Source organism: Pseudomonas syringae, assembly GCF_000737245.1.
In the GTDB taxonomy this organism is placed as follows: domain Bacteria; phylum Pseudomonadota; class Gammaproteobacteria; order Pseudomonadales; family Pseudomonadaceae; genus Aquipseudomonas; species Aquipseudomonas syringae_J.
Genome location: NZ_JPQU01000023.1, coordinates 202,242 through 226,652, shown reverse-complemented (window position 1 = coordinate 226,652; position 24,411 = coordinate 202,242). Strand labels below are relative to the sequence as shown.

The 24,411-nt window shown below is 58.7% G+C and carries 22 protein-coding genes; 7 read left to right on the top strand and 15 right to left on the bottom strand.

What is annotated here, in order from left to right; all coding sequences use genetic code 11:
- The first annotated feature begins 357 nt into the window (after window positions 1–357).
- Window positions 358–1,686, top strand: a complete 1,329-nt coding sequence (locus IV01_RS17745) for a sigma-54 dependent transcriptional regulator (RefSeq protein WP_032627261.1) — start codon at window positions 358–360, stop codon at window positions 1,684–1,686.
- Between the two features lie 3 nt (window positions 1,687–1,689).
- Here the strand turns inward: IV01_RS17745 and IV01_RS17750 are convergent, their stop codons facing one another.
- A complete protein-coding gene (locus IV01_RS17750; RefSeq protein WP_032627260.1) occupies window positions 1,690–2,217 on the bottom strand; it encodes an AAA family ATPase in 528 nt (175 codons plus the stop codon).
- A gap of 343 nt (window positions 2,218–2,560) precedes the next feature.
- Here IV01_RS17750 and IV01_RS17755 point away from each other — a divergent pair, with 343 nt between their 5' ends.
- Both IV01_RS17755 and IV01_RS17760 read left to right on the top strand, forming a co-directional pair.
- Window positions 2,561–3,391: an undecaprenyl-diphosphate phosphatase gene (locus IV01_RS17755; RefSeq protein ID WP_032627259.1), complete on the top strand. Its 831-nt coding sequence runs from the start codon at window positions 2,561–2,563 to the stop codon at window positions 3,389–3,391.
- 5 nt (window positions 3,392–3,396) lie between these two features.
- Complete coding sequence (locus tag IV01_RS17760) at window positions 3,397–3,828, top strand: DUF1294 domain-containing protein (RefSeq protein ID WP_032627258.1); 432 nt, start codon at window positions 3,397–3,399, stop codon at window positions 3,826–3,828.
- A 128-nt stretch (window positions 3,829–3,956) separates the two neighbouring features.
- On the opposite strand, the gene IV01_RS17765 is transcribed toward IV01_RS17760, so the two are convergent.
- Both IV01_RS17765 and IV01_RS17770 read right to left on the bottom strand, forming a co-directional pair.
- Window positions 3,957–4,301, bottom strand: a complete 345-nt coding sequence (locus IV01_RS17765) for an MmcQ/YjbR family DNA-binding protein (RefSeq protein WP_032627257.1) — start codon at window positions 4,299–4,301, stop codon at window positions 3,957–3,959.
- A 35-nt stretch (window positions 4,302–4,336) separates the two neighbouring features.
- Window positions 4,337–5,242 carry a LysR substrate-binding domain-containing protein gene (locus tag IV01_RS17770; protein WP_032627256.1) on the bottom strand — a complete coding sequence of 302 codons (906 nt, stop codon included), beginning with the start codon at window positions 5,240–5,242 and terminating at the stop codon, window positions 4,337–4,339.
- Between the two features lie 129 nt (window positions 5,243–5,371).
- On the opposite strand from IV01_RS17770, the gene IV01_RS17775 reads away from it, so the two are divergent.
- Together IV01_RS17775 and IV01_RS17780 are read left to right on the top strand one after the other, a co-directional pair.
- Window positions 5,372–5,980 (top strand): FMN-dependent NADH-azoreductase, encoded by a 609-nt coding sequence (locus IV01_RS17775; protein ID WP_032627255.1) that lies wholly within the window; start codon window positions 5,372–5,374, stop codon window positions 5,978–5,980.
- Between the two features lie 488 nt (window positions 5,981–6,468).
- A complete protein-coding gene (locus IV01_RS17780; protein WP_032627254.1) occupies window positions 6,469–7,506 on the top strand; it encodes an alpha/beta hydrolase family protein in 1,038 nt (345 codons plus the stop codon).
- 4 nt (window positions 7,507–7,510) lie between these two features.
- On the opposite strand, the gene IV01_RS17785 is transcribed toward IV01_RS17780, so the two are convergent.
- The 10 genes from IV01_RS17785 to glgA all read right to left on the bottom strand — a co-directional run bounded on the left by IV01_RS17785 (window position 7,511) and on the right by glgA (window position 21,605).
- Window positions 7,511–8,164, bottom strand: coding sequence for a glycosyltransferase (locus IV01_RS17785; RefSeq protein WP_032627253.1), 654 nt, complete (start codon window positions 8,162–8,164; stop codon window positions 7,511–7,513).
- Window positions 8,161–8,760 (bottom strand): SAM-dependent methyltransferase, encoded by a 600-nt coding sequence (locus IV01_RS17790; protein ID WP_032627252.1) that lies wholly within the window; start codon window positions 8,758–8,760, stop codon window positions 8,161–8,163. The genes IV01_RS17785 and IV01_RS17790 overlap by 4 nt, the downstream gene beginning before the upstream one ends.
- The gene (locus IV01_RS17795) at window positions 8,757–9,515 is read right to left on the bottom strand and encodes a PIG-L deacetylase family protein (protein ID WP_032627251.1); all 759 of its coding nucleotides are present in this window, start codon (window positions 9,513–9,515) and stop codon (window positions 8,757–8,759) included. Before IV01_RS17795 ends, IV01_RS17790 begins: the two co-directional genes overlap by 4 nt.
- Entirely contained in the window at window positions 9,512–10,591 is a 1,080-nt protein-coding gene (locus tag IV01_RS17800) for an acyl-CoA dehydrogenase family protein (RefSeq protein ID WP_032627250.1), read from the bottom strand. The genes IV01_RS17795 and IV01_RS17800 overlap by 4 nt, the downstream gene beginning before the upstream one ends.
- Window positions 10,588–12,780, bottom strand: coding sequence for a glycogen debranching protein GlgX (gene glgX, locus IV01_RS17805; RefSeq protein WP_032627249.1), 2,193 nt, complete (start codon window positions 12,778–12,780; stop codon window positions 10,588–10,590). Before glgX ends, IV01_RS17800 begins: the two co-directional genes overlap by 4 nt.
- Window positions 12,781–12,936: 156 nt before the next feature.
- Window positions 12,937–13,323: a DUF2934 domain-containing protein gene (locus IV01_RS17810; protein ID WP_032627248.1), complete on the bottom strand. Its 387-nt coding sequence runs from the start codon at window positions 13,321–13,323 to the stop codon at window positions 12,937–12,939.
- A gap of 17 nt (window positions 13,324–13,340) precedes the next feature.
- On the bottom strand, window positions 13,341–16,124 hold the full coding sequence (locus tag IV01_RS17815; protein WP_032627247.1) for a malto-oligosyltrehalose synthase: 2,784 nt from the start codon (window positions 16,122–16,124) through the stop codon (window positions 13,341–13,343).
- Window positions 16,121–18,199: a 4-alpha-glucanotransferase gene (gene malQ / locus IV01_RS17820; RefSeq protein ID WP_032627246.1), complete on the bottom strand. Its 2,079-nt coding sequence runs from the start codon at window positions 18,197–18,199 to the stop codon at window positions 16,121–16,123. The genes IV01_RS17815 and malQ overlap by 4 nt, the downstream gene beginning before the upstream one ends.
- A complete protein-coding gene (gene treZ, locus IV01_RS17825) occupies window positions 18,189–20,003 on the bottom strand; it encodes a malto-oligosyltrehalose trehalohydrolase (RefSeq protein ID WP_032627245.1) in 1,815 nt (604 codons plus the stop codon). Before treZ ends, malQ begins: the two co-directional genes overlap by 11 nt.
- A gap of 15 nt (window positions 20,004–20,018) precedes the next feature.
- Window positions 20,019–21,605 carry a glycogen synthase GlgA gene (gene glgA / locus IV01_RS17830; protein ID WP_032627244.1) on the bottom strand — a complete coding sequence of 529 codons (1,587 nt, stop codon included), beginning with the start codon at window positions 21,603–21,605 and terminating at the stop codon, window positions 20,019–20,021.
- Window positions 21,606–22,201: 596 nt separating this feature from the next.
- Between glgA and IV01_RS17835 the strand changes: the two genes are divergently transcribed.
- Window positions 22,202–22,693, top strand: coding sequence for a GNAT family N-acetyltransferase (locus tag IV01_RS17835; RefSeq protein ID WP_032627243.1), 492 nt, complete (start codon window positions 22,202–22,204; stop codon window positions 22,691–22,693).
- A 232-nt stretch (window positions 22,694–22,925) separates the two neighbouring features.
- Here IV01_RS17835 and IV01_RS0124800 read toward each other — a convergent pair whose 3' ends face one another.
- Both IV01_RS0124800 and IV01_RS17840 read right to left on the bottom strand, forming a co-directional pair.
- The gene (locus tag IV01_RS0124800; protein ID WP_032627242.1) at window positions 22,926–23,102 is read right to left on the bottom strand and encodes a DUF6026 family protein; all 177 of its coding nucleotides are present in this window, start codon (window positions 23,100–23,102) and stop codon (window positions 22,926–22,928) included.
- A 23-nt stretch (window positions 23,103–23,125) separates the two neighbouring features.
- Window positions 23,126–23,359: a hypothetical protein gene (locus IV01_RS17840; protein ID WP_032627241.1), complete on the bottom strand. Its 234-nt coding sequence runs from the start codon at window positions 23,357–23,359 to the stop codon at window positions 23,126–23,128.
- A 30-nt stretch (window positions 23,360–23,389) separates the two neighbouring features.
- Between IV01_RS17840 and gnd the strand changes: the two genes are divergently transcribed.
- Window positions 23,390–24,403 (top strand): phosphogluconate dehydrogenase (NAD(+)-dependent, decarboxylating), encoded by a 1,014-nt coding sequence (gene gnd / locus IV01_RS17845; RefSeq protein WP_080290244.1) that lies wholly within the window; start codon window positions 23,390–23,392, stop codon window positions 24,401–24,403.
- The last annotated feature ends 8 nt before the right edge of the window (window positions 24,404–24,411 follow it).

The following is a 24,411-nucleotide window of genomic DNA, read 5'->3' as shown; positions in this document are numbered from 1 at the left end:
CATATCAAGAGTGAGCGCCGGCGGTTGGGCGTACCGTTCGGCTGGATACTTGTGTTGATGACGAAGCCCCCCATTGAAGTCACACAGTCGGACATTTATTTTCGTTTTTTTTACGCATCCCACGTATTTCGCTGGCTCCAGGCAGGCGGCTTGACCATGGGCGAAGGTGCGGCACGGCGGCGCAGCGAAGACAGGCGCTTGTTTTATTCGCCTAATTCTATTTGGGTCTGAACCATATAGTTAATCGGTACAAGCGCCCGTCAAAAACTTGCTAATGTTCAAATCGAGACCGCCAACTACCTGTTTATAAATAGTTTTCTCAGCTTAATTCCTAAGTCATGGCGCCAGGGACTTCTTATGCATGAATCGGCACCACCATTGCGACGCTTGTTGATTGTTGATCCGTGTGACGATTGCCATCAGCTCATCCCCGTTCTACGCGCATCGATGTGGGATGTGGACATCAGCACCCTCGAAAACGCAGTCGGGCGCAGCTGCGATGTCGGCTTGATCCGCCTTATGCCGTACCATTTCGAGCACCCGGAAGTCGTCAAGGATTTGATTGCCCGCAGCCATACCGAATGGATCGCGGTGTTAACTCCTGATGATTTGCGTCGGGAGAAAATCGGTGACTTCGTCTGTGAATGGTTTTTTGATTTTCACACCTTGCCATTCGACGTCGCGCGGATGCAGGTCACTCTGGGGCGCGCGTTTGGCATGGCACGCATGCGCACTCAGGGTGCTGGCTATGTGTCCGGCCCGGAACACGAGATGCTCGGCGAAAGCCGGCCTATCCGTGAGTTGCGTCGCCTGCTGAGCAAATTGGCACCCACTGAATCCCCTGTCCTGATTCGCGGCGAGCCTGGCACTGGCAAAGAACTGGTGGCGCGCACCCTGCACATGCAGTCACAACGACGCCACAAGCCATTCGTGGCGATCAATTGCAGTGCTACCGCCGAACATTTGCTGCATACCGAACTGTTCGGCTATGAGCCGGGCGCCTTCGAGGGCGCCAATGAGCTGAAGATTGGCCGGATCGAGGCCGCTAACGGCGGAACCTTGTTTCTGGATGAGATCGGCGATTTGCCCATGGAAGTGCAAGCCAACCTGCTGCGCTTCCTCCAGGACAAGCAAATCGAGCGCATAGGCGGGCGCGAAGCTATTCCGATCGACGTGCGGGTGCTGGCGGCCACCCATGTCGATCTGGAGGCGGCAATCCGCAAGAAAAGCTTCCGCGAAGATCTTTATTACCGCCTGAATGTGCTGCAGGTCGGGACCGCACCGTTGCGCGAGCGCCATGGGGATCTGGCATTACTGGCTAACCACTTCGCTCATTTCTACAGTCAGGAAACCGGCAGAAGGGTGCGCAACTTCAGTCAGGATGCGCTGGTTGCCATGGGCAAGCATGACTGGCCAGGGAACGTGCGCGAGCTCGCCAATCGGGTGCGTCGCGGCCTGGTGCTGGCTGAAGGACGGCAGATTGAAGCGGCGGACCTTGGCTTGCTGGGCGAGGACGACATCATCAGCAGTATGGGCACGCTGGACGACTATAAATCCCGGGCAGAACGTCAGGCCCTGTGTGATGTGCTGACCCGCCACAGCGACAACCTGAGTGTCGCCGCAAAAGTGCTGGGTGTTTCGCGGCCGACGTTTTATCGGTTACTGCACAAACATCAGATCCGTTGAGAGTCAGTCCTTGCTCAGCAGATGATGCACGGCGGTAAACGCCTGCTCGCGACGTTGCGCCCAGTCGCCGCCAATCACCAGGTGAGTCTGCCGGTTTTGCTCAAGCCAGCGCAGGCTGTCTGCAAAGAATCGTTGGCGCAGGGCCAGTTCCGGCTGGCAACGCTGGCCGTCGCCAATCCATTCGACGCCTTCCGGGGCCAGAAGCAGATGCAGATCGTAATGCCGCGTCAGTAATGCCTGCTCTACCCATCCCGGACAATCCCCAAATAACGTCAGACTCCAGAGCATATTGCTCAGCAGGTGAGTATCGAGAATCAAAAGCTCGGGGGCGGCAGCGCGGGCGGCATCTTCGCTGTCGAGCTGGCCCTGGGCGATGGCCGGGATGTCAGCGTAACTAGTGTCCCGCTGGTGTTGTTCGATGAAATCACGAACGTATTCGCTCACCAGCCTCCCACCAAAGCGGTTTTGTATTTCTGCGGCCAGCCAGCTTTTGCCGCTGGACTCAGGGCCAGCCAGCACCAGAACCTTCATTGTTGCCGCTCCTTGGGGGTAGAAAACGGCGTGGATTGTAAGCGGATGACGCCTGGAGATACATGATTCGTGCAATCTCGCAGGTCCGGCTTTAGCCGGGAGAGCGGGAGTTAATGACGAAACAGATGGAGCGTATGTAACGCCATATTCCCGACTAAAGCCGGTCCCACGGGTTCAATGGAAGCATGCGCTCTGTATGTCTGTTAGGATCGCCGCGCCCGGTAATACTCAGGCCCGCGACCAGCGTATTCAGCTGCTGTTCACCGTTGGCCGGGTATATTCACACCGGTTGAAAACAATACGACTTACAGGCCTCCTTCGAGTGGGCCACATTGGGGGAATGATGGATCTTTGGACCGCCGCTCAGGCATTGATTCTCGGGATTGTCGAGGGGCTTACGGAGTTTCTGCCGATCTCCAGCACCGGACACCAGATCATCGTCGCGGACTTGATCAATTTTGGCGGCGAACGGGCGATGGCCTTCAACATCATTATCCAGCTTGGCGCGATTCTCGCGGTGGTCTGGGAGTTCCGGCGCAAGATCATCGACGTCGTGGTCGGCTTGCCAAAGCAGCGTCAGGCCCAGCGCTTTACCGTCAACCTGTTGATCGCGTTTCTGCCAGCCGTGGTGTTGGGTGTGCTGTTTGCGGACTGGATTCACGAATACCTGTTCAACCCCATCACCGTGGCGACGGCGCTGGTCGTCGGCGGCATTATCATGTTGTGGGCCGAGCGCCGCGAGCATACGGTCCACGCTGAAAGCGTCGATGACATGACCTGGGTAGACGCCCTGAAAGTCGGTTGCGCACAGTGTCTGGCGATGATCCCGGGAACCTCGCGTTCCGGCTCGACGATCATCGGCGGTTTGCTGTTCGGCTTGTCGCGCAAGACGGCCACCGAGTTTTCATTCTTCCTGGCCATGCCCACCATGGTCGGGGCTGCAGTGTACTCAGGTTACAAGTATCACCACCTTTTCCAGCCCGCAGATTTCCCAGTGTTTGCGATTGGCTTCGTCACTTCGTTCGTGTTCGCCATGATCGCGGTGCGTGGTTTGCTTCGGTTCATCGCCACCCATAGCTATGCGGTATTCGCCTGGTATCGGATCGCGTTCGGTCTGCTGATTCTCGCCACCTGGCAGTTTGGCTGGATCGACTGGACGTCGGTGAGCGGCTAAAGCGTATGGCTCAGCAGATTCGAACTGAACGCAAGGCCTCCGGCAAAACATCGGCGCGGCGCTTTGTGCGCCTGAAGCTTTTCGTGCTGCTGACGCTCTGCGCGCTGCCGATCATCGGAGCGGGGGCGTTGGCAATCAATGGCGTCTGGTTGCCGCTGGCGATCTATCTGGTTATGAGTGTGCTGGCGGTGTTTCTGTACTGGCGCGACAAGCGTCAGGCCAGAGCCGACGGCTGGCGCACGCCGGAAAAGGTCCTGCACGCCGTGGAGCTGTTGGGTGGTTGGCCGGGAGCGTTGATTGCACAGCAACTGTTCCGCCACAAAACCCGCAAAGTGTCCTTTCAATTGGTGTTCTGGCTGATCGTGCTGCTGCATCAGGCGTACTGGGTTGATCGGCTGTTGTTGGGCGGGAATTACCTGGCTCGGCATTTTTATTGAGCTCGCTGGGTTCGACTCCTGTGGGAGCGGTGCTTGCCCGCGATAGGTTTTACGCTATCTAACTGACATCTGCGGTGTCCTTATCGCGGGCAAGCACCGCTCCCACACAGTGACGGCACATCCATCCTCTACAACTTCAATCCGATCTGTTGCTTCTTCGGCAGCTTGCCGACCACCAACTGGTGGGAACGGGTCAGCAAATCCTGAAGTTCGTCGTCACTCAGGGCGTAGGGTACCGCCACGCTGATCCAGTAGGCTCTGGCCAGATAGGGCGCGGGGCGGACGCCGGGGCGGTCGACGTAACCCAGAAACAACTCCGGCGCGACTTTGAATGACAGGCCTTTGCCCGCCAGGTCCAGCACTGCGAACATCTTCTTCTCGGCTACGGAAAACACCCGCATGCCACCCCATTTGTAATCCTCTCGGGCGCCCGGCAGTTGCAGGCAGAATTGCGCGACTTGTTCGGCAAACATGGCATTCCTCGATTCAATCCCAGGATTCAAGAGTCTCAACGACAACCGGGCTCCGCGCCGAATGCTGCACTGACGTGCTCAATCCAGGCCCGCACCGCAGGCAACATTCCCCGCCTTTGGGTGTACGCCGCTTGCAGATTACCTCCGGGCAGTGACCAGTCAGGCAATAGCTGGATGAGTTGTCCGCTTTCCAGCTCCTTGTAGCAATTCATCATCGGCAGAAGCGTGAAGCCCAGGCCCTCTACCGCCGCATTCTTGCGAATCGGGAAGTCATCGACCACCAGCCGCGGCTCCAGGGCCAGATCACAGTGGTCGCCGTCAGCGTGCCGCAGTTGAAAGTGAACTTTGCGATCAGCCTCGACGGCACCCAGCACGGGCAGGGTGGCAAGGTCGCGGGGGTGGACGACGCTACGCCCGGCAATCAGGGCGGGTGAGGCAGCCAATATGGCACGGGCAGGGGATAGCTGACGAACAATGAGGCTGGGGTCTTCATCGCCGATATCCCGCACGCGCAATGCAACGTCGATGCCTTCATTGACCAGATCCACCCGGCGGTTGACCAGCAGCATTTCCAGTTGCACAAGCGGATGGCTGATAAGGAACTCGTTGATCACTGCCGACAGGTTCCAGTGAATCATGCCGACCGGACAGGATACCCGCAGCCGCCCGCGGGGTTCGGCGGACAAAGAGGCGACCACTTCGTCTGCCATTTCGGCCTCCAGCAGCATTGCCTGGCAATGGCTCAGATAGCGCTCGCCCACTGCAGTCATGGCCAGTTTGCGGGTGGTGCGTTGGAGCAGACTGGCGCCAAGCCTGGCTTCGAGCTCGGCAATACGGCGCGACAGTCGCGATTTGGGTATGCCCAGTAATCGTCCAGCCGCTGCGAATCCCCCGGATTCGACAACCTTGGCGAAGTAGTAAAGATCATTGAGGTCTTGCATGAAACGCTCGATTGTCCTGTAGGTGGGACGAACTATCGCATTTATGGCGACTAATCAGCTATTGGTTTCAAGGGTAGGATTATCGCCACTTGCCGCCTGCTGGCGACTCACTCACTCGGGAAGCTCCTCATGAAACTCTTGCACATCGATTCCAGCATCCTTGCCGACCATTCTGCCTCGCGTCAGCTGAGCCGCAGTGTGGTTGAGGCGTTCAGCGCCGTTGAAACTAGTACTCAGGTGATTTATCGCGATTTGGCCAGTGAAGCATTGACTCACTTTTCCGCAGGTACCCTGGCTGCTGCCGGCACTCCTGAAGAAGGTCGTGATGCTGCTCAACAGCAGGAAGTTGCCAGCAATGAAGCAACGTTGCAGGAATTTCTCGACGCAGACGTCGTGGTCATTGGCGCCCCGATGTACAACTTCACCATTCCAAGCCAGCTCAAGGCCTGGATTGACCGCATCACGGTCGCCGGTCGCACCTTCCGTTACACCGAAACCGGCCCAGAAGGGCTGTGTGGCGACAAGCAAGTGATCATCGTCTCCACCGCGGGTGGTTTGCACGTTGGTCAGCCAACCAGCGTAGGGCATGAGGACTTCTTGAAAGTGCTGTTCGGTTTCATCGGCGTCACTAACCTGAAGTTTGTTTTCGCTCACGGCCTGGCCTATGGCGACGAACCTCGCGCCAATGCAATGACCGCTGCACAGCAGCAGATTGCTGAAGAGTTGTTCGCGGCCTGAGGCAGCTACGAGCGGAAAGCTACAAGCGGCCCGGTGACACCTGTGGGAGCCGGGCTTGCCTGCGATAAGGTTTCGGTGATTTTTTCAAGAAGACCGCGGAGTCTGTATCCCGGGCAGGCACTGCGCAGGTGGTGCAAGGAGCCGTGGGAGCGAATTCATTCGCGAAGAGGTCGGTACATTCGCTGGATATGCTTCGGTTGTACGTCAGCATTCGCGAATAAATTCGCTCCCACGAGGCTGAGATCGACCAGCGCGTTGAGGTGTTTCCGAGAAGCCTTGCAGGTAATCAAGAATCTCCCCCAGGTTCTGAGGCCGCTCGGCCCGATTCACAAAACATCTGGCCCGCCCTATGCACTAATCCGTAAATCGTGACTCTTATCTCTGTACGCCAGTACTGCGAGAGTTCGCGCCAGAGCATGAAGCTCAGGTTCAGCTGCCGCAGAGGCGTCTGGATGGGTCATTTCGGATTACAAAGGTTGGGCCTTGTGATGGTACGTCTTTGTGCATTACTGATGTTTTCCCTGCTGGGCGGCATGGTTTCGGTGCACGCAAGCGCTGACGAACACTGGAGTGTCGGCTATCACCAGCTGACGTTTCCTGATCCGCTGGATTCTCAGCCGATGCATGCTCTGGCGTTCTACCCCTCTACCGACGAAGAACACACCAGCAAGGTCCAGGACTACTGGATTGAAGCCAGCCCTGATGCGGCCATCGCCATGGGGCGTTTCCCGCTGATACTGCTGTCCCACGGCAATACCGGCACACCCTTGGCGCTGCATGATCTGGCGACTTCCCTGGCACGCCAGGGCTTCGTGGTCGTAGCGGTTGTTCATCCCGGCGATAACACCCAGGATCACAGCCGATTGGGCAGCCTCAGCAATCTCTACGGCCGGCCGCTGCAGATATCCGAAGCCATCAGCGCAGCGCTGCTCGATCCCCGATTGTCTCCATATTTGAGCGCCGATCAGGTCGGAGTGATTGGGTATTCGGCTGGCGGTGAAACTGCGTTGATTCTGGCGGGCGCTGAACCTGATCTGAAGCGCCTGAAAACCTATTGTGTAGAGCATCCGCTGGATCGCGACGCTTGCAAGACTCAAGGCGAGTTGTTGCTGGACCGGGATGATTTGCATGCCCAGGCCGATCCCCGGGTGGGGGCCTTGATGCTGATGGCACCGCTGACTTTAATGTTCGGCCGCACTACGCTGTCAGGCGTGCATGTGCCGGTATTGCTTTACAGCGGTGGTGGTGACGAACTGCTCGCCGTCGACAAGAATGCCGAAGCGCTGGCCCGCAAACTGCCGCAGACCCCTGAATACAAACTGCTGGCCGGGGCAGGGCACTTCGTGTTCATGGCACCCTGCAGCGACGAGCAGCGAGCCACGGCGCCCATCGTCTGTACTGATCGCGAAGGCGTGGATCGTGAAGACATTCATCGTAATCTGAGCGCCGAGGCTGTGCGTTTTTTCGAGGATGCCCTGGGTATGCCCGAGCTGAACACCGGCTTGCAAACAGCCCATCAGCCATAGCCTTTCAGTCAGCCAGAGCCCTTAAATAGTCAGCAAAACCGCCAGAGGCCCGAGCTTGTAGCCGGGTACTGGTGGTGACTCGCGGGCGGCAGCTCCAGGCAATGCGTGCGCCCCTCAACTCCAACTGCCGAATGAGATGGACGTCTTCATGACACGCCAGCGGTGGGAAGCCGCCCGCCAAGGTGTAAGCCGCTGCGCTGACACCCAGATTGGCGCCGTGGATATGCCGATGCCCGTCCCGATGCTGATAGCTTTGTTGGTAGCGGATCTGCGCTTCCAGCGGAATCTCGTCGTGCCACTGGCCAGGCGTCACGGTCCCGCAGACCGCATCAGCGTCCAATGCCAGCTGCTCAACCAGCCAGTCCTGCGCAACCGTACTGTCGCCGTCCGTACAGGCAATCCAGCGGGCGCCGCGTTCCAGCAGCAATGACGCACCCGCCGCCCGCGCCTGACCCACGTTTCGGACCGAGACTTCCAGAGTGGCCACAGAATAATGCTCCGCTATAGCCGCCGAGCCGTCTGTGCAGCTGTCCAACACAACCAGGACCAACACCTGCTCATCCGCAAGTGCCGGGTGCTGGCCCGCCGCAAGCACCGTCTCCAGACATTCACCGAGCAGTTGTTCTTCGTTGTGGACCGGGATGAGCACGCCAATCATCTTAGAAGCTCCTTTTCTGCCACGGATTCGCCTTCGCGACTCCAGATATCGAGTAAGAAGTCGGGTTCCTGGTGAGTGAACAGTCGGGGCATTTGCAGCCGTTCCTGAAGGATTGCGTGAACCCGCTCCGCGTTCAGCGGGCAGCCGTCGATGTCGGGTCGCCAGTGGCAAGCCAGCAGTTGCCCGCTGTCGGTGAGTGAAGCGAGCGCGCGATCAATCCACAGATTCAGGTCGACTTCGTCCAGGTAATAGCCCAGTTCACTGAGCACGATCAGGTCGAAGCGTTCATCGGGCCATTGTTGCGGCAAACGCGCCTGTATCACTCTGACATGGCTGAACGTGCGCAAACGCTGACGGGCCAGCTCCACGGCGGGCAAGCAGGTGTCGCAGGCCAACAACCGGTCGCAGCGTGTCGCAAGGTCTGCGCTGAGTTCGCCGTTGGCACATCCAGGTTCGAAAATGGCCGCATAGCGCTCTCGGGGCAACGCCGCGAGGGTTAACGCGCGCTTGCGGCGTTCATACCAGCGCTGCTTGAAAGCCCAAGGGTCATCACTGGCCTGGAAGAGCTCGTCGAAATAGCTGTCGGCGACGCTCACACGAACACCACTTCAAACGGTTGCAGCAGACGCTCCAGGGCAGACGCCGAGAGGACTGGGGGCAGACCAATGAGCGGGTCGCCTTCCAGTTGGCTGGCGAAAGCGTGGACCGCATGACGTTTGCGGGCGATGGTGACTGGATCCAGCAGCACCTTGCGGGCCCTGTCCCACGGCAAACGCTCATCTTCCGGCGACGCCCAGTGCCAGGCCCAGATCGGCACTTCATGAAAGGGCGCGCCGACTGCTTCTGCCGCCCGGGCACTGGCGCGGCCTACGGCTTCGTGGTCAGCGTGGCCGTCCATGGACCAAGTGGCGATAACCACGTCAGTGGGGCACAGATACCGTTGCAGATACTCCACCAGCTCGTCTTCCTGCGCTGCAACGCTGGTGTCACTGAAGCCACCGCGGATCCATTGCAGGCTGTGCATTGGTAGATCCAGCCGACGTAATGCCTCGGCGCTTTCCTGGGGGCGGACCGCGCTCAATCGCTCCGCAGGCCATAGGTTGGAGCCCGGATGACTAGCGCTGCCATCGGTGACGGAGATCAGCTTTAAAGGCCGATCCAGCTGCGCCAACTGGCGCATCAGACCGCCGCAGCCCAGCACTTCATCATCAGGATGGGGTGCGATGATCACCGCGCGGGAATTGATCGGCACCAGCATGTCGGCACTGATGACCGGCAACTGGGCGAGTTTCTTCGAGGTGTTCCACTCGTGCAGCGACGTACCGCTGCCAGTGATCGGATTATCCGTCATAACATCCATGTCCTTGAGGAGGGAGTGATCGGCTGGGCTGCCGTCAGTCGTCCGAGCGCCGCCAGATCCCGCTCGGCATGGCTCTGACGCAAAAAGACCGGCAGATCGGCCACTAGCCGCGCAAAGTGCGCGTCCTTGCAATAAGGCCCTGCGCCCAGTGCATGGCCGACGTGGGTAATGATCTGCTCGGCGCTGAATTCGATAGCCGCCCGACTGCGCCGGGCGAGAAGTTCGATGTTGCTCTGTTCGGTGATGTTGCTGTGTTCGGTAGTGTGTTCGGCATTGTCCTCAGGCGCGTTATCGATGCAGCTAGCCGCATGATGCAAAACGCTGAGCGCGCTGTGCAGCGCCGTATCGACCGCACCCAGATGAGCCTGGGCATGGGGTTCATCCTGTTTGATTACATGCTGCAACAGCCTCGAGGCGATGGCACGCGCCGCTCCATACCAGCAGGCAGCGATGCCGATCCCGCCTTGCCAGAAACCGGCCCGCTCGATGTAGGCACCGGGTGGCCCTACAGCCACACCTCGGGCCGCTTTGAATTGAACCTCAAAGCTGCCCGTTGCGCCCATACCCACCGCGCGCCAACCGTCCTGAGTAACAGTCACCCCAGCCTGCCTGAGATCGACAGCGACCAACTGCTGTTGGCCGTCGTCATTCCAGGCAGTGACCAGGCTGTGGCTGAGCACGGCAGCACCCGAGCACCAGGCCTTGCGGCCATCGAGCTGCACCGATGAGCCGCTCCCACTGACCCTGACGCGGGCCTGCGGCGGTTCAGCCGCCCACACTCCCCAAGTGCTGCCGGGTTCAGCAGGAACCGAACTGAACCCCTGAAAGCCCAGCTCCTGCATGATCGCCAGTGCGTCAGTGTGACCTTCATACAACTTGCACAGACCCAGGTCGTGGCCTGCGACACAGGCCAGACTGCGCCAGCGATCCAGTGTCTGACCGCTGGCGGGCATTGGCAGCTGATCCAGCCCCTCGTCAACCAGCGCCTGCAGGCACTCGCCTAACGCTCGCGTATCGGCATAGCCGTGCTTGCGCCAGTCGAGGAACTCGCTCAGCGCCAGGCTCATGGCTGCTCGTCGTGCTGCAGTTCGAACAGCAGCAGCGAGCGGGCGGTGATGGTGTAGTGCTCGCCAAAACCAAACTGCTCTTTTGCTTTCATGTCTGGCTGATTGGTATCAATCAGGCAGGTCCAGTGCGCACCTTCCGGCACTTGCGGCAGGGTGAAGTTCACGCCGTCATGGTGCGAGTTGACCGCCAGCAACAGCGTCGCATCAGAGCCGGGCCGGCGAATACCGGTTTCCTGCGCGCGACCGTCCATGAGCATGCCCAGGCAGCGCGCATTGGCGTCTTCCCATTGCTCGATACCCATCTCACTGCCGTCCGGCGAAAGCCAGGTCACGTCCTTGACGCCGATTTCTTCGTTGTAATCGCCCACCAGGAAGCGGCTACGACGCAGGATCGGGTAAGACTGACGCAGCTTGATCACACGCTTGACGAACTTGAGCAATGCCTTGCCGTCTTCGTCCAGATCCCAATTGACCCAGCCAATTTCGCTGTCCTGGCAGTAGGCATTGTTATTGCCATGCTGGGTGCGGGCGAACTCGTCACCGGCCACCACCATCGGCGTGCCCTGTGCGAGCAGCAACGTGGCGAAGAAATTGCGCATCTGACGCAGACGCAGCGCATTGATTTCCGGATCTTCCGTCGGACCTTCGACGCCATGGTTCCAGGACAGGTTGTTGTTGCTGCCGTCCTGGTTATTTTCGTCGTTGGCTTCGTTGTGCTTGTCGTTGTAAGACACGAGGTCATGCAGGGTGAAACCGTCGTGGGCGGTGATGAAGTTCACCGACGCCTGAGGACGGCGGCCACGCTGGTTGAACATGTTGCCGGAGGCGGTCATGCGCCCGGCGAAGTCTGCCAGTTGGCCTTCGTCACCTTTCCAGAACGCCCGAACGGTATCGCGGAACTTGTCGTTCCATTCCATCCAGCCCGGTGGGAAACCACCCACCTGATAGCCACCCGGACCGCAGTCCCAAGGCTCGGCAATCAGTTTGACCTGGCGCAGTACCGGGTCCTGACGGCAGGCGACGAGGAAGCTATGGCGCTCGTCAAAACCGTCGTGGTAACGGCCAAGGATGGTCGCCAGGTCGAAGCGGAAGCCATCGACGTGCATTTCGGAGGCCCAGTAGCGCAGCGAGTCGGTGACCATCTGCAGGACACACGGGTGGCTCAGGTCAAGGGTGTTGCCGGTACCGGAGTCGTTTATGTAGAAGCGCTTGTCATCGGGCATCAAGCGGTAATACGAGGCGTTGTCGATACCGCGCATGGACAGGGTAGGGCCCAGTTCGTTGCCTTCAGCGGTGTGGTTGTAAACCACGTCAAGAATGACTTCGAGCCCGGCATGGTGCATGTGCGCGACCATTTCCTTGAACTCGGCAATCTTGCCGTGCGCCAGGTAGCGTGGGTCCGGGGCAAAAAAGGCGATGCTGTTGTAGCCCCAATAGTTAGTCATGCCTTTCTGCAGCAAGTGCTGGTCGTTGACGAAGGCATGAATCGGCAGCAGTTCAACGGAGGTCACACCCAGCTTGCGGATGTGATCGATAACGTCCTCAACCATCATGCCGGAGAACGTGCCCTTGAGTTCATCAGGCACGGACGGGTGACGCATGGTGAAACCACGGGTGTGGGTTTCATACAGAATGGTCTTGTCCCAAGGCACACCGACCCGCTGATCACGGCCCCAGGTGTAGGCGGGGTCGATGACTTTACTTTTAGGCACGAAAGGCGCGCTGTCCCGCTCGTCGAAGCTCAGGTCGCCGTCTTCATGGCCGATGGTGTAACCGAACAGCGCTTCCGACCATTTGAGTTCGCCGACCAATTGCTTGGCGTAGGGGTCAATCAGCAATTTGTTGTGGTTGAAGCGGTGGCCGTTCTGCGGATCGTAAGGGCCGTAGACACGGTAGCCGTAAATCAGCCCCGGGTGGGCGTCGGGCAAATAACCGTGGAAGATTTCGTCAGTGTATTCCGGGAGTTCGATACGCTCGAGTTCCACTTCGCCAGTCGAATCAAACAGGCAAAGTTCTACCTTGGTGGCGTTGGCCGAGAACAGCGCGAAGTTAACGCCGAGGCCGTCCCAGTTGGCACCCAACGGAAAGGGTAGACCTTCACGAATGCGCGAAACAGTCGGCTCTGCTTGTTCAACCTTGGCCTTGTCGGCTTTGGCACTGTCCTTGGGGGTTTTTGACTGCGTGCTCATTATGCATTCCTGACGTCTGGTGTTTTTCGGGGCGGCCGAAACCGCAGTCGAAGCGAGGCGGCTTCAACAAATAAAAGGAAACTGAACGGTTGAATGACCGCAGATCACGACCCTGAGTCGGCGGTCACTGCGGTCCGGAACGTCACCCTGACTGATTCAAGGCGCCGAGGGTTTACCGGGCTTTTTGGCCGTTGGTTTCTTCGGTGCTGCTTTAGTCGGTTGCTCAGCCTGCGCCGCCGGTGCGGGCGGCTTGGTTTTTACTGCTGCCTTGGGTGCAGGCTTGGCCGGTGACTTGCCGGTCGGCGCAGGAGCAGCCGGTTTACCGGGTTTAGCAGGTGATGGCTTGGGTTCAGCCGCACCATCCACTTTCGGCAACTTGGGCTTGGCCGCCTTGCGGGCGGTGGATTTGTCCGGGGCCAGTGCTTCGGCCTCAGCCAGCTTGCGTGCCATCTCCCAATGGCGCTCATCCTGGCCGGAGGGCTGGCCTTCCGATTCCCATATCTGATACGCGAACTCACGGATCCGCTTTTCGTCGGCACTCATCTCGACACTCCCAGGTATTACATAGTTTGAATAAGCAGATTTACTGAAAATTCTTCGAGCGCTGCGCTAAGCAGCATCTCCTTGTCAGTTGTGACTACATCGTCTGAAAAAAGTCCCTTCCAACTTCGATTTGAATCCGCGAACGGTAGGACCACTCGTGTATCACCCCAACTTGTCGCATTGATCAATGGAGTTTGCGCCGTGCCTAATAGTTCATTGAACACGCGTGGCACGATCACGATCGCGCGTTCCTGCTTAGAGACGCGAGCGAAGGCCAGCACTTGTTCAGCATGACTGCCCAACACTTGCAGCGGCACATAATCCCCCCGGCTGAACAGCTCAGAATGCCCGGCCCGCACGTTCAGCACTTTATGGATCAGCGCCTGCTTGACGCGACCGTCCTGCCAGTTTTGCAACAGCTCTTGAGGTTCAGAACCCTGCTTCAGCGCCTGCGCCCGAGCTGCGTAATCCACAGGCCGACGGTTGTCCGGATCCACCAGGCTGAAATCCCAATACTCGGTACCCTGGTAAAGATCGGGCACGCCAGGCACTGTCATGCGAAGCAAGGTTTGCGCCAGACTGTTTAACGCTCCTGCGGTCGCGATACGGTTGGCGGTGGCGCCCAGTGACTGGCGCAGTGCGGTGCCTTCCGTGCTCAGCAGGATACTTTGGAGGAACTCCCGGCAAGCGCGCTCATAGGGTTCGTTGGCCGCGCTCCAGCTGCTGTGAAGTTTGGCTTCACGCAGTGCTTTTTCCTGCCATTTGGTCAAACGCTCAGCATAGGCGTTCAACGCGTCTTCGCCATCCAGATCCAGTGGCCAACTGCCCAGCATCGCCTGGTAAAGCATCAGCTCGTCGCCAGCGCTGATCGTTGGCTCCTTGTCGCCCTTCAGAGGCAACGCCAACTGACGCCAGCGCTCCACCTGTTCGGCGTACCAGCCCGCGCACTCGCTCAGCACCGCGAGGCGCGTACGGGTGTCTTCACCGCGCTTGTGGTCGTGAGTGGCCGTGGTGAGCAAGTTATCCGGGAAGGATTCGTGTCGAGCCAGGCAGGCATCGTGAAACGCCTGGGGTGGTGCACTGAAATGCTGCGGATGGAAGCCCACGTCGTTGCGCGAGAGCAGCACCGCACTGCGATAGAACGAAGTGTCCTCCACCGACTTGGCTGCCACCGGCGAGGTCAATTGCTGGAATCGAACGCAGGCATTTTTGTAAAGCTTACGCATCCGACCTCGCGGCAGTTGCCGCCACGGCTCGCCTCCAAGCCAGCGCTGCAGATAATCCAGCACCGACCAGTCTGCTTCGCTCAAGGTGTTGCGGGCACCCTGCATGGCCTGCTGGAAGAATCGCTCATCTTCCGCCGAACGCCCGCACACGCTGATGTAAGTCCGGTAAATCGGGAAATTGACCACCAAAGCCAGGAGGGCGCGACGTATGGCCCCCAACGTCAGGTCGCGGCTCATCAGGTCACTGCGCGCAACCTGAAGCAACGACTGGGCGACGTTCTCGAAGTCCCCTGCCAGCGTGCCATGCAGCACCAGATCACGAGCTTCAAGCACTTCCTGATCAAAGTCTGCGGTGCGCTCGCTCAAGCGGCTCCACAGTTCTCCCAACGGCGCCTGACCCTTTGGATCATGCTGTAGCAGCGAGACCTGGTTCATGAACTCATAGCCAGTGGTGCCGTCCACGCCCCAGTCCTTGGCCAACTGCTCGTCTGGGCCGAGAATTTTCTCGACGAAAATCGGCAGATGCTCAAGTTCAGTGCCTGCAGGACGTGCGGCCAACAAGCCATTCACCCGACGGCGCAACTTGCGGCAGTAGCCTCTAGGGTTGGCAAGACCGTCAATGTGGTCGATCCGTAATCCGTCAACCATACCCTCGGCGATCAGTTCGAAAATCTTGCCGTGGGTCGCTTCGAATACATTTGGCCGCTCGACCCGCAAGCCGCCTAGCTCGTTGATGTCGAAGAACCGCCGCCAGTTGATGTCATCACCGGCAGTGCGCCAGCTCGCCAGGCGATAGTGCTGGCGTTCCAGCAAGCCGTGCAAACGCTGGAAACCTTCGGGCCGGGTGGAGTCGAAGCGCTGCATGGCTTGCTCGATTGCCCCGACGATTTGCGGATCCTTGGCCAATTCCGCCAGCTCGGCGCGGGCCTGACGGGCGCGCTCATAGGCTTGGGGGAATTGATCCAGAGCGGCGAAGCGCTTGCTCAGTTCGTCCAGTAGCGGGTTGTCGTCGGATTCGAGCAGGGGCCCATAAGTCCCGGGGTTGATCGGGAAGTGATGCTGGTAGTGCTCGATGTAGAACATGCCGTGCTGGGCGTCGAAACGCAGGGGGATTTCTCCGGCCTGCAATACGGTGCCGTAGTCAGTACTCAAAAATGGCAGTAACAGTTGGCCTTCGAGCAGCGGGTCCGGTGAATTCCACTGGATGTCGAAAAAATCCGCATAGGGGCTGCGGCGCCCCCATTCCAGCAGATCAAGCCACCAAGGATTGTCAGCGCCTCCCACGGCCATGTGGTTCGACACGATGTCCAGAATCAAGCCCATGCCGTGCTCGCGCAGTGCGCTTACCAGCCGCTTGAGCGCAGGTTCGCCTCCAAGCTCCGGGTTGATGATCCGCGGGTCGACCACGTCGTAGCCATGCATGGATCCGGCGCGAGCCTTGAGCAGTGGCGAGGCATAGAGATGGCTGATACCCAGGCTGGCGAAGTAGGGCACCAGAGGCACCGCGTCATCGAGGGTGAAGTCTTTATGAAATTGCAGGCGTTGTGTCGCGCGCAATGGTTGAAGTTGGGTCATTGGTCACGCTCGGCAGCTTGCAGGCGCGCCTGTGAAAGCAATTCCACGCGGCGTGCAACGGTTTCGTCTTCCATCAGTGAGGCGCTGAACGCCGGAAGGCGCCGCCGCCAGTTTGGATGGCTATCGGTAGTCCCAGGGAGATTGAACTGCTCGGAAAGGCCCATCGCATCTTCCATGGGCAATAACACTAACGGTGCGCGGGTATGTCCGAGGTAGCGCACGCTGGCATCAATCATCTGCTCGGACTCAGAGCGATGATCGCTGAAATTGTCCGAATTCTGGCTCAACGCAAGGCGCAAGCCGTCACGCTCGCGTTCGCGATCAATGCGCCAGTTTTGCGCCTGCTCCTCATCCACCAGGCCCAGACGCAGATTCCAGTCAATGTCGTTTTCAGCCAGCCAGCCGGCAAGTGTCGGCAGGTCATGGGTGCTGGTGATGGCCAGCGCTTCATCCGACCAGTCCAGGATGGGCTTGAAGTGCGCGTTGTGTTGTTCGAACAACAGCACGCGCATCCCCAGAATGGCCCTCGCGGATAATTTTTCATGCAGGCCTTCAGGCACCGTGCCCAGGTCCTCGCCCAGCACGATTGCTTTGTGCCGCCACGATTCGAGGCTCAGCAACCTGAGCATGTCGTCCAGCGGATAGTTCAGGTAGGCACCGTCGCTGGCAGGAGCACCCAGTGGCACCACCCACAGGCGCTGCAAGCCCATGATGTGATCGATACGCAAGCCACCGGCATGGGCGAAATTGGCCCGCAGCATTTCGATAAACGCGCGGAACCCGTTACGCTTCAGACCTTCCGGTGAAAACGCGGAAATCCCCCAGCTTTGTCCGGCGCGATTGAGGATGTCAGGTGGCGCACCGACGGTCAGTGCCGACAGCAACTCATCCTGCCGACTCCAGGCCTGGCTGCCAGCGCCGTCGGCACCCACGGCGAGGTCAGCAATCAACCCAATGCGCATGCCACCGCTGCGTGCGGCCACCTGGGCGCGCTCAAGGCCGCGAGCCATGAGCCACTGGGCGAAGGCATGAAAGCTGATTTGCGGACCATGATTGGCGGCAAAGCGTGCGATCTCTTCGCTGCGCGGGTCTTTGAATTCGGGCGGCCATTCGTGCCAGTTGTCACTCATGCCCAGCTTGGCGCATTCGCCGCGAATGGCTTCGAAGCGACAGTGATTTTCCAGCGCTTCGCCGCCGCAATGGCGGAAGCTGTTGAAGTCTTCGTGCAAAGGATGAGCACTGCCGCTGAAGGCATCGTAAAGCTTGTGCAGGATTTTCCACTTGGCGCTGGAAGCGGCGGGCCAGTCAATGAGCGGCAGATCCTCTAGACGCTTGAGCTCATCGCTCAATCCGGACTCCTCAATGGCCAGACGTAAGGCGCGCTCGCCCAAGATAGTGCCTGGCGAGCAATACAGACTATTCAGAAACAGTCGGCTGGAAGGCGAATACGGGCTATAGCGGTGCGGATCGTTGGCGAACATTGCATGAACGGGGCTGATTGCCAGCGCATCGGCGCCGCGTTCGCCAGCGGAACGGGCAAAACTCTCAAGCGCCTGAGTGTCACCAAAACCGCCGTCGCCTTCACGCCGCAGGCCATACAGCTGAACGGTCAAGCCCCAGGTCCGAGGCACTGCAGTATCGGTGGCCATGGCCACGCTGAAGCAGCTGTCCGGCGCTACGGCGATGGTCAAGTGTTGTCCGGCGATATTCAGCTGCTGATAGCCCACCGGAGCCAGCGCAGGCAGGGAGCCTGTAGCGGTCAGGTTGGCATCGATGGTCGCGCCGTCTTCCAGATGCAGAACGAACGGTGTGCCGGGTTCGAACCAGGCGCTCAGGTCAAGGTTGCTGCCATGATCAACCGTCAGCAGAGGCGGTGGCGTCGGCTGATGATGAGCCTGCTTCAGTTTTTGCAAACTGGCGTCAATCTGTTCGTTTGTCTGCGCTGGATAGCCAAGGCTTTCCAGTACGTTGCTCAACACTTCGGGGCTGACCCGTTGCGGTCGACCATTGGCGTCGACCCAGTCGACCGAGAGACCCGCCTCAGTCGCCAGGTGCTCCAGTTGATCATTGCTCATCCTGTTTCTCCATAACATCGGTTGCTATCAGGCTGACAATGGCCGTGTAAGGATTGAGGACGCCTCGCCGGGAAAGTTCTGCTGCGTTGGGCAGGGTTTCGAAAACAACGCTGCCGGCACTCCATTCAGGCGCGCTAACCGCGTGCTCCGTCAGATTCAGATCAATGCGCAGGACTGTGCCGTCTCCCATGCGCCAGCGTGCCATTACCGCGCCTTCGCTAAGCACCTCGGCACCCAGCGCCTGCGCCCCTGGCAGGCGAGGCACAATCTGGCTGTGGCGCAGGGTCAGCAATTGCCGGTAGAGCGCCAGCCAAGTCTGGTGATCGGCGCCTATATCGGTCTCAAGCAATGCCGCATCAAAGGCAGGCTTGGACGCTTCGAACGTTGCCACGTCATTGGGGTCAGGGATGTGCTCACGCTTTTCTTCATCCGCGAACGCCGCGAAGTCGGCGAACTCTGCACGTCGCCCTTCACGCACTGCATCGGCCAGTTCGCCGTGATGGTCGGTGAAAAACAAAAAGGGTTCGCTAGCGGCCCATTCATCGCCCATGAACATCAGCGGGATCATGGGTGAAAGCAGCAACAGTGCTGTCGCTGCCCGTAACGCGGGTCCATAACACAGCTGTGGCAAGCGCTCGCCGTAGGCCCGATTACCGATCTGATCGTGGTTTTGCAGGAACAGGACAAAGGCGCTGGGCGGCAAGTGGCCACTCGGTTCGCCGCGGTTGTGCCCATGCCGGGTACTTTCGCCCTGATAGACAAAGCCTTGGCTGAGCAAGGTCCCCAGCTTGTTGGTTGCCTGATGGGCAAAATCGGAATAGTAGGCGTCGGTCTCGCCGGTCAGCAGCACGTGCAGGGTGTTGTGCCCGTCATCATTCCACTGCGCATCAAAGCCTTGCTCCAACAGGCTGGCCTGATTGAACTCGTTTTCCAGATTGAGCCAGACATGGCGCGGTGCGTCGATGTGCTGATGAATTTTGGTGGCGAACTCTTGCAGGAACGTCGAATCGTTGATGGCATGCACGGCATCCAGACGCAACCCGTCGAAGCGGTACTCCAGCAGCCACATCAAAGCATTGTCGATGAAGAAATCGCGCACTTCGCGCCGGCGGAAATCAATGGCGTCGCCCCATGGGGTCTTCACATCGCTGCGGAAGAATCCTTTGGCATAGCGCCCGAGATAATTGCCGTCCGGGCCGAAGTGGTTGTAAACCACGTCCAGAATGACCGCGATGCCAAAACCATGGGCCGTGTCGATCAGGTGCTTGAGCTGTTCCGGAGTGCCATAGGACGACTGTGGGGCATAAGGCAAAACTCCGTCGTAACCCCAATTGCGCTCACCGGGGAATTGCGCGATGGGCATCAGTTCGATGGCCGTCACACCGAGGTCCGCCAAGCGCTGCAGGTGTGCTTCTACGCCGACATAACCGCCCAGAGCGCCCACGTGCAATTCGTAGATCACCGCCTCATGCCAGGGCCGTCCCTGCCATCCGGTGTTTTGCCATTCGTAGGCCAGGGGGTCGACCACCACGCTGTAACCGTGAACATCAGACGCTTGAGAGCGGGAGGCGGGGTCGGGGACTTCTATTTCCCCATCGATGTTGTAGCGGTAGCGAGTACCCGCCGGGCAGCGGGTCTCAAGTATGAACCAACCTTCGTTTTGCGGGAGCATGGCCAGAGACTGGCCACCCTCGATTTCAATACTTACGTAGTAGGCATCCGGTGCCCAGAGGGCGAACCGAGTGTGTCCAGAATCCAGCAGAACGGCGCCGTGGCGCCAGTTCTCATCCGTACGCAGAGGCATCCGTTGACCCCTTAATCAGTAGTGAAGTGAAGCACCCACGTTCTTTTTCAACAGATCTTGATAGAGCTCTGCGTAAGGCTCTACCGCTTGATGCCAATTGAAAGGTGCCGCCATGGCGCGACAGCGCATGGCATTGAGTAGTGAAGGGTTGGAGAACACTTTGAAGGCACGGTTCAATGCTTCTTTGTAGCTTTCGACGGTTGACTCATCGAACAGGAAACCGGTGACGCCGTCTTCGATGGTGTCAGCAAGGCCGCCTGTGTTACGTGCCACTGGCAGAGAACCGAAGCGCTGGGCGTACATCTGACTCAGCCCGCATGGCTCGTAGCGCGAAGGCATCAGCAGGAAGTCGCTGCCGGCAAACATGCGTCGGGCATCGGTCTCGTTGAAGCCGATTCGCACGCCGATCTGACCAGGAAACCGCAATGCCAACTCACGCATTGCATCTTCTTCTTCCGGCTCGCCGCGGCCGATGATCGCAATCTGACCACCTTGGCTCACAATCTGCTCAGCCACGCCGATGGTCAGGTCCAGACCTTTCTGGTAGACCAGACGGGAAACCACGGCAAACAGCGGGCCTGTAGACGGCTCAAGCTCGAACAGCTCTCGAACGTGGTCAGCGTTGATTTCTTTGCGCTGCCATTCATTCGGGGCGAAGTGGCAAATCAGATGTTCATCGGTGGCGGCGTCCCAGCTGGCATCAATACCGTTGGGGATGCCGCTGAGCTGGCCGCGATCGGCCTTGCTTTGCAGGAAGCCTTCCAGGCCGCAACCGAATTCAGGGGTGGTGATTTCCTTGGCGTAGGTTGCACTGACGGTCGTGATATGACTGGCGTAGGCCATGCCGGCCTTGATGAACGACAACTTGCCGTAAAACTCCATCCCGTCAGCGCCCAGAGCTTCGTTGGGTATGCCCAGTTCGACGCTGGAACCGGTGCTGACAGTGCCTTGATAAGCTAGGTTGTGGATAGTGAAGATGCTCGGTGTGGTCTGGCCGCGCCATTTCATGTAGGCGGGCGCCAGGCCGGCTGGCCAGTCATGGGCGTGAACCAGTTCAGGGCACCATTGAGTCTTCACTGCGCCAGCGGCAAAGTCGGCTGCGGCCAAGCCTAGACGCGCGAAGCGGATGTGGTTGTCCGACCAGTCGCGACCATTCCTGTCAGCGTAAGGCGTGCCTTCGCGTTCATATAGTTCAGGGCAGATCAGTACATAAATGACCAGGCCATCTTTCATGTCCATGCGACCAATCTTGCAAGGTGGCAAAGCGGCGTAGCCACCCAACTGGCTGATCACGTGAATCGGATTACCGCTATTGAGGACCTGTGGATAGCCGGGTATCAGCACGCGGACATCGTGCAGGTGACGCATGGCTCGCGGCAGCGCGGCAGACACATCGCCCAAACCCCCGGTTTTGACCAGGTCAGCCAGCTCCGATGTGACGAACAGAACTTTGCGTTTGTTGGTCGGCACGATGGTTGGCTGTGAAACAGGCAGTTGCAGCAGTGGAACGCTCGTCGTAGCGAAGACCGGCAGATGAGTCAGCTCGCTGGCCGGCTGATTAAAACTCTCTCCCTTCTGGGTTTTGACAGCGGCGCTAATCATCGTTTTCTCCCATTTAATACAGTGTAAGTACTGCACTCGAATTGTTATTGGCCATGTCCTATGGCCAGACACAAATGTACTACGCAAGATCAGTACCCATTTACCGTTTGCGCAATCGCTGGACAGGGTGGCAGCGCTCAAATTGCAGGGCTAACCAACAGCATAGGCGCTCTATTCACCTGACCTATGGCTGTTTCAGAAGTTTCGACTTTTTTTGTGGGAAATGTCTGGAATGCGGGACGGCGGAACAATCATCGCTCCAGCATTTCGTTGATATCAGCTATCAGAATGGTGGTTGCGCTTTTTTATAGCGCTCTTTTACCCGCCAAATGCGTCCTATGCCGCTGGTCGGATTGTTTGACAATCCGGGTCTTAGACCACGGAACGAGGGGCCGCGCAGAGGCGAGCGAGCGTCACTCGTCAGCCAGAGATAATATGAATGCCTTTTCTCGGTGCGCTTGTCGTTCTATCCGAGTGCGTTAGAGGATTTCCCCTACAAAGGTCATGGAACATTTTTTGGTGGAGCGCGATAGAATCCACGGCCCGGCTTGCCATAGGGCAGCCATCTCGGTCTTTGATGAACGCACGAGGATGAAATGGATACCCCAGAGGTTTTGGTGCTGCAGGCGAGTTACACGAATCCGGTACACGCCGAGGCGATTGGCTTCGTGCTGAATCATTATGCTGAAGACGTAATGGGCGGCGGTCAGTCGATCTCTCTCGACACGCAGCAGCAACTGGCAATCGAGTTGGCCAAGCGGCCCCACGCGTTCAGCGTGCTCGCATTCATTTCCGGCGAGCCTGTCGGGCTTGTGAATTGCTTCGAAGGTTTTTCGACGTTCCAGTGCCGGCCTTTGATCAATATCCATGACGTTGCGGTAGTCGCCCAATATCGCGGCCTGGGTATCAGCCAGAAAATGCTGGCCAAAGTCGAGGAAATAGCCCGTCAGCGTGGCTGCTGCAAAATGACTCTGGAAGTTCTGGAGGGCAATGCAGTCGCTCAGAACGCCTATCGCAAGCTTGGTTTCGCTGGCTATGAACTCGACCCGGTCATGGGCAAGGCGATGTTCTGGCAGAAATCTCTTTGAATGACGCAGCCCGGTGTGCTCTTGCGTCTGACTGAGGGTTGGACTCAGGTACATGATCGCCGCCCGGTGTGACGAGGAACATTACAAGACGCGTCGGGTCGGAGCTTTTAGTAGCGGGGCGTAAGGTGGCCGGGAGTGTTTTGCATGAGGGCAAGCCGGTCAGGGCGGGCTTGCCGCTTTGGATTACTGTCTATCGAAGGGATGTTGCAGGGCTGCAACATCCGGCGCAGGATCAGGCGCGAAGGGCAGTGGTGCTGGATCCGGTGAGCTGTGACTGCTGCAGCATCAGGCTCAAATGAGCGACCTTTTTCTGCAATTGTTCGCGCTCTTCTTTAAGCTGGCGCAGTTCGTCACGACGGACAGTAACGTAGAGGGTTTGTGGTGCGGTAGCTGGAAGTACAGTGCCCATTGCTCACCTCGCAAATGGCGGATTCAAACCTGAAAGGTCCATGGCAAATGACTATCGATCCTCGAATCGCCTCTGCTTACCTCTCTATCGGCGACGATTCTGATTTCTTTTGCAAAAAAAAGGAACTTTTTTATTTTTAATTGTCCGGAACGTTTCTCAATCATGGCAATGAGCTTGTAGATGCGGGCTGGAACCTGCTTTTCCGGTGCCTGGACCTCGCCCCAATCGTGGCGGTCACCGCACCAATCAAACCCCATGCTTGGCCCTGGTTGTGGCTGAGCTATAAAATGAGACACTTTTTTACAATTACGGAGCATCTGCACATGCAACTTGGAATCATCGGACTGGGCCGTATGGGCGGCAACATCGCACGGCGACTGATGCTCAACGGTCACACCACGGTTGTTTATGATCGCGATGAAGCCTCCTGCAGTGCGCTCGCCAAAGAAGGCTCGACCGCCGTTGCAGATCTCCCAGCGCTGGTCGCCGCAATGGACAAGCCCCGTGCTGTCTGGGTCATGTTGCCTGCCGGTGAGCCAACGGAAGAGACCATCAATGTTCTGGCTGATCTGCTGGATGCCGATGACGTCATCATCGACGGTGGCAACACCTTCTATAAAGACGACGTGCGTCGTGCCAAGGCGCTCACCGAAAAAGGCCTGCATTATGTGGATGTCGGTACCTCGGGCGGCGTCTGGGGGCTGGAACGTGGGTATTGCATGATGATTGGCGGTGAAGCCGACGTGGTGCAGCGTCTGGATCCACTCTTTGAGACCCTTGCTCCAGGCTATGGCTCTGTAGAGCGCACCAAGGGTCGCAGCTCCACAGACGATCGTGCCGAGCGTGGTTATATTCACGCGGGCCCAGCCGGCTCGGGCCACTTCGTGAAGATGATCCACAATGGCATCGAGTACGGCATGATGCAGGCCTTCGCTGAGGGCTTCGATATTCTCAAGCAGAAGAACTCGGAAAACCTGCCACCTGAACAGCGCTTCGACCTGAACATGGCTGATATCGCCGAAGTATGGCGTCGTGGCAGCGTGGTCTCGTCCTGGTTGCTGGATCTGACGGCAGACGCGCTGGCGACCGATCCGCAGCTGGATGCTTACTCGGGTGCCGTTGCCGACAGTGGCGAAGGGCGCTGGACGATTGAGGCGGCGATGGAGCAAGCGGTTCCAGTACCGGTGCTCTCCAGCGCGTTGTTTGCGCGTTTCCGTTCGCGGCAGAAAAGTTCCTACGCCGACAAGATGCTCTCTGCCATGCGCTTCGGCTTTGGTGGCCACAAAGAGGGCCCCAAATAATGGGGTTA

What these genes read in the sequence shown, in the direction of transcription:
- IV01_RS17770 (WP_032627256.1), bottom strand. Translation starts at nt 5,242, where the DNA reads ATGCAAGACCTCAATGATCTTTACTACTTCGCCAAGGTTGTCGAATCC.
- malQ (WP_032627246.1), bottom strand. Translation starts at nt 18,199, where the DNA reads ATGAGCAATGATCAACTGGAGCACCTGGCGACTGAGGCGGGTCTCTCG.
- glgA (WP_032627244.1), bottom strand. Translation starts at nt 21,605, where the DNA reads ATGATTAGCGCCGCTGTCAAAACCCAGAAGGGAGAGAGTTTTAATCAG.
- IV01_RS17745 (WP_032627261.1), top strand. Translation starts at nt 358, where the DNA reads ATGCATGAATCGGCACCACCATTGCGACGCTTGTTGATTGTTGATCCG.
- treZ (WP_032627245.1), bottom strand. Translation starts at nt 20,003, where the DNA reads ATGCCTCTGCGTACGGATGAGAACTGGCGCCACGGCGCCGTTCTGCTG.
- IV01_RS17775 (WP_032627255.1), top strand. Translation starts at nt 5,372, where the DNA reads ATGAAACTCTTGCACATCGATTCCAGCATCCTTGCCGACCATTCTGCC.
- IV01_RS17750 (WP_032627260.1), bottom strand. Translation starts at nt 2,217, where the DNA reads ATGAAGGTTCTGGTGCTGGCTGGCCCTGAGTCCAGCGGCAAAAGCTGG.
- IV01_RS0124800 (WP_032627242.1), bottom strand. Translation starts at nt 23,102, where the DNA reads ATGGGCACTGTACTTCCAGCTACCGCACCACAAACCCTCTACGTTACT.
- IV01_RS17765 (WP_032627257.1), bottom strand. Translation starts at nt 4,301, where the DNA reads ATGTTTGCCGAACAAGTCGCGCAATTCTGCCTGCAACTGCCGGGCGCC.
- gnd (WP_080290244.1), top strand. Translation starts at nt 23,390, where the DNA reads ATGAGACACTTTTTTACAATTACGGAGCATCTGCACATGCAACTTGGA.
- IV01_RS17760 (WP_032627258.1), top strand. Translation starts at nt 3,397, where the DNA reads ATGGCTCAGCAGATTCGAACTGAACGCAAGGCCTCCGGCAAAACATCG.
- IV01_RS17780 (WP_032627254.1), top strand. Translation starts at nt 6,469, where the DNA reads ATGGTACGTCTTTGTGCATTACTGATGTTTTCCCTGCTGGGCGGCATG.
- glgX (WP_032627249.1), bottom strand. Translation starts at nt 12,780, where the DNA reads ATGAGCACGCAGTCAAAAACCCCCAAGGACAGTGCCAAAGCCGACAAG.
- IV01_RS17840 (WP_032627241.1), bottom strand. Translation starts at nt 23,359, where the DNA reads ATGGGGTTTGATTGGTGCGGTGACCGCCACGATTGGGGCGAGGTCCAG.
- IV01_RS17800 (WP_032627250.1), bottom strand. Translation starts at nt 10,591, where the DNA reads ATGAGCCTGGCGCTGAGCGAGTTCCTCGACTGGCGCAAGCACGGCTAT.
- IV01_RS17835 (WP_032627243.1), top strand. Translation starts at nt 22,202, where the DNA reads ATGGATACCCCAGAGGTTTTGGTGCTGCAGGCGAGTTACACGAATCCG.
- IV01_RS17815 (WP_032627247.1), bottom strand. Translation starts at nt 16,124, where the DNA reads ATGACCCAACTTCAACCATTGCGCGCGACACAACGCCTGCAATTTCAT.
- IV01_RS17795 (WP_032627251.1), bottom strand. Translation starts at nt 9,515, where the DNA reads ATGACGGATAATCCGATCACTGGCAGCGGTACGTCGCTGCACGAGTGG.
- IV01_RS17785 (WP_032627253.1), bottom strand. Translation starts at nt 8,164, where the DNA reads ATGATTGGCGTGCTCATCCCGGTCCACAACGAAGAACAACTGCTCGGT.
- IV01_RS17810 (WP_032627248.1), bottom strand. Translation starts at nt 13,323, where the DNA reads ATGAGTGCCGACGAAAAGCGGATCCGTGAGTTCGCGTATCAGATATGG.
- IV01_RS17755 (WP_032627259.1), top strand. Translation starts at nt 2,561, where the DNA reads ATGGATCTTTGGACCGCCGCTCAGGCATTGATTCTCGGGATTGTCGAG.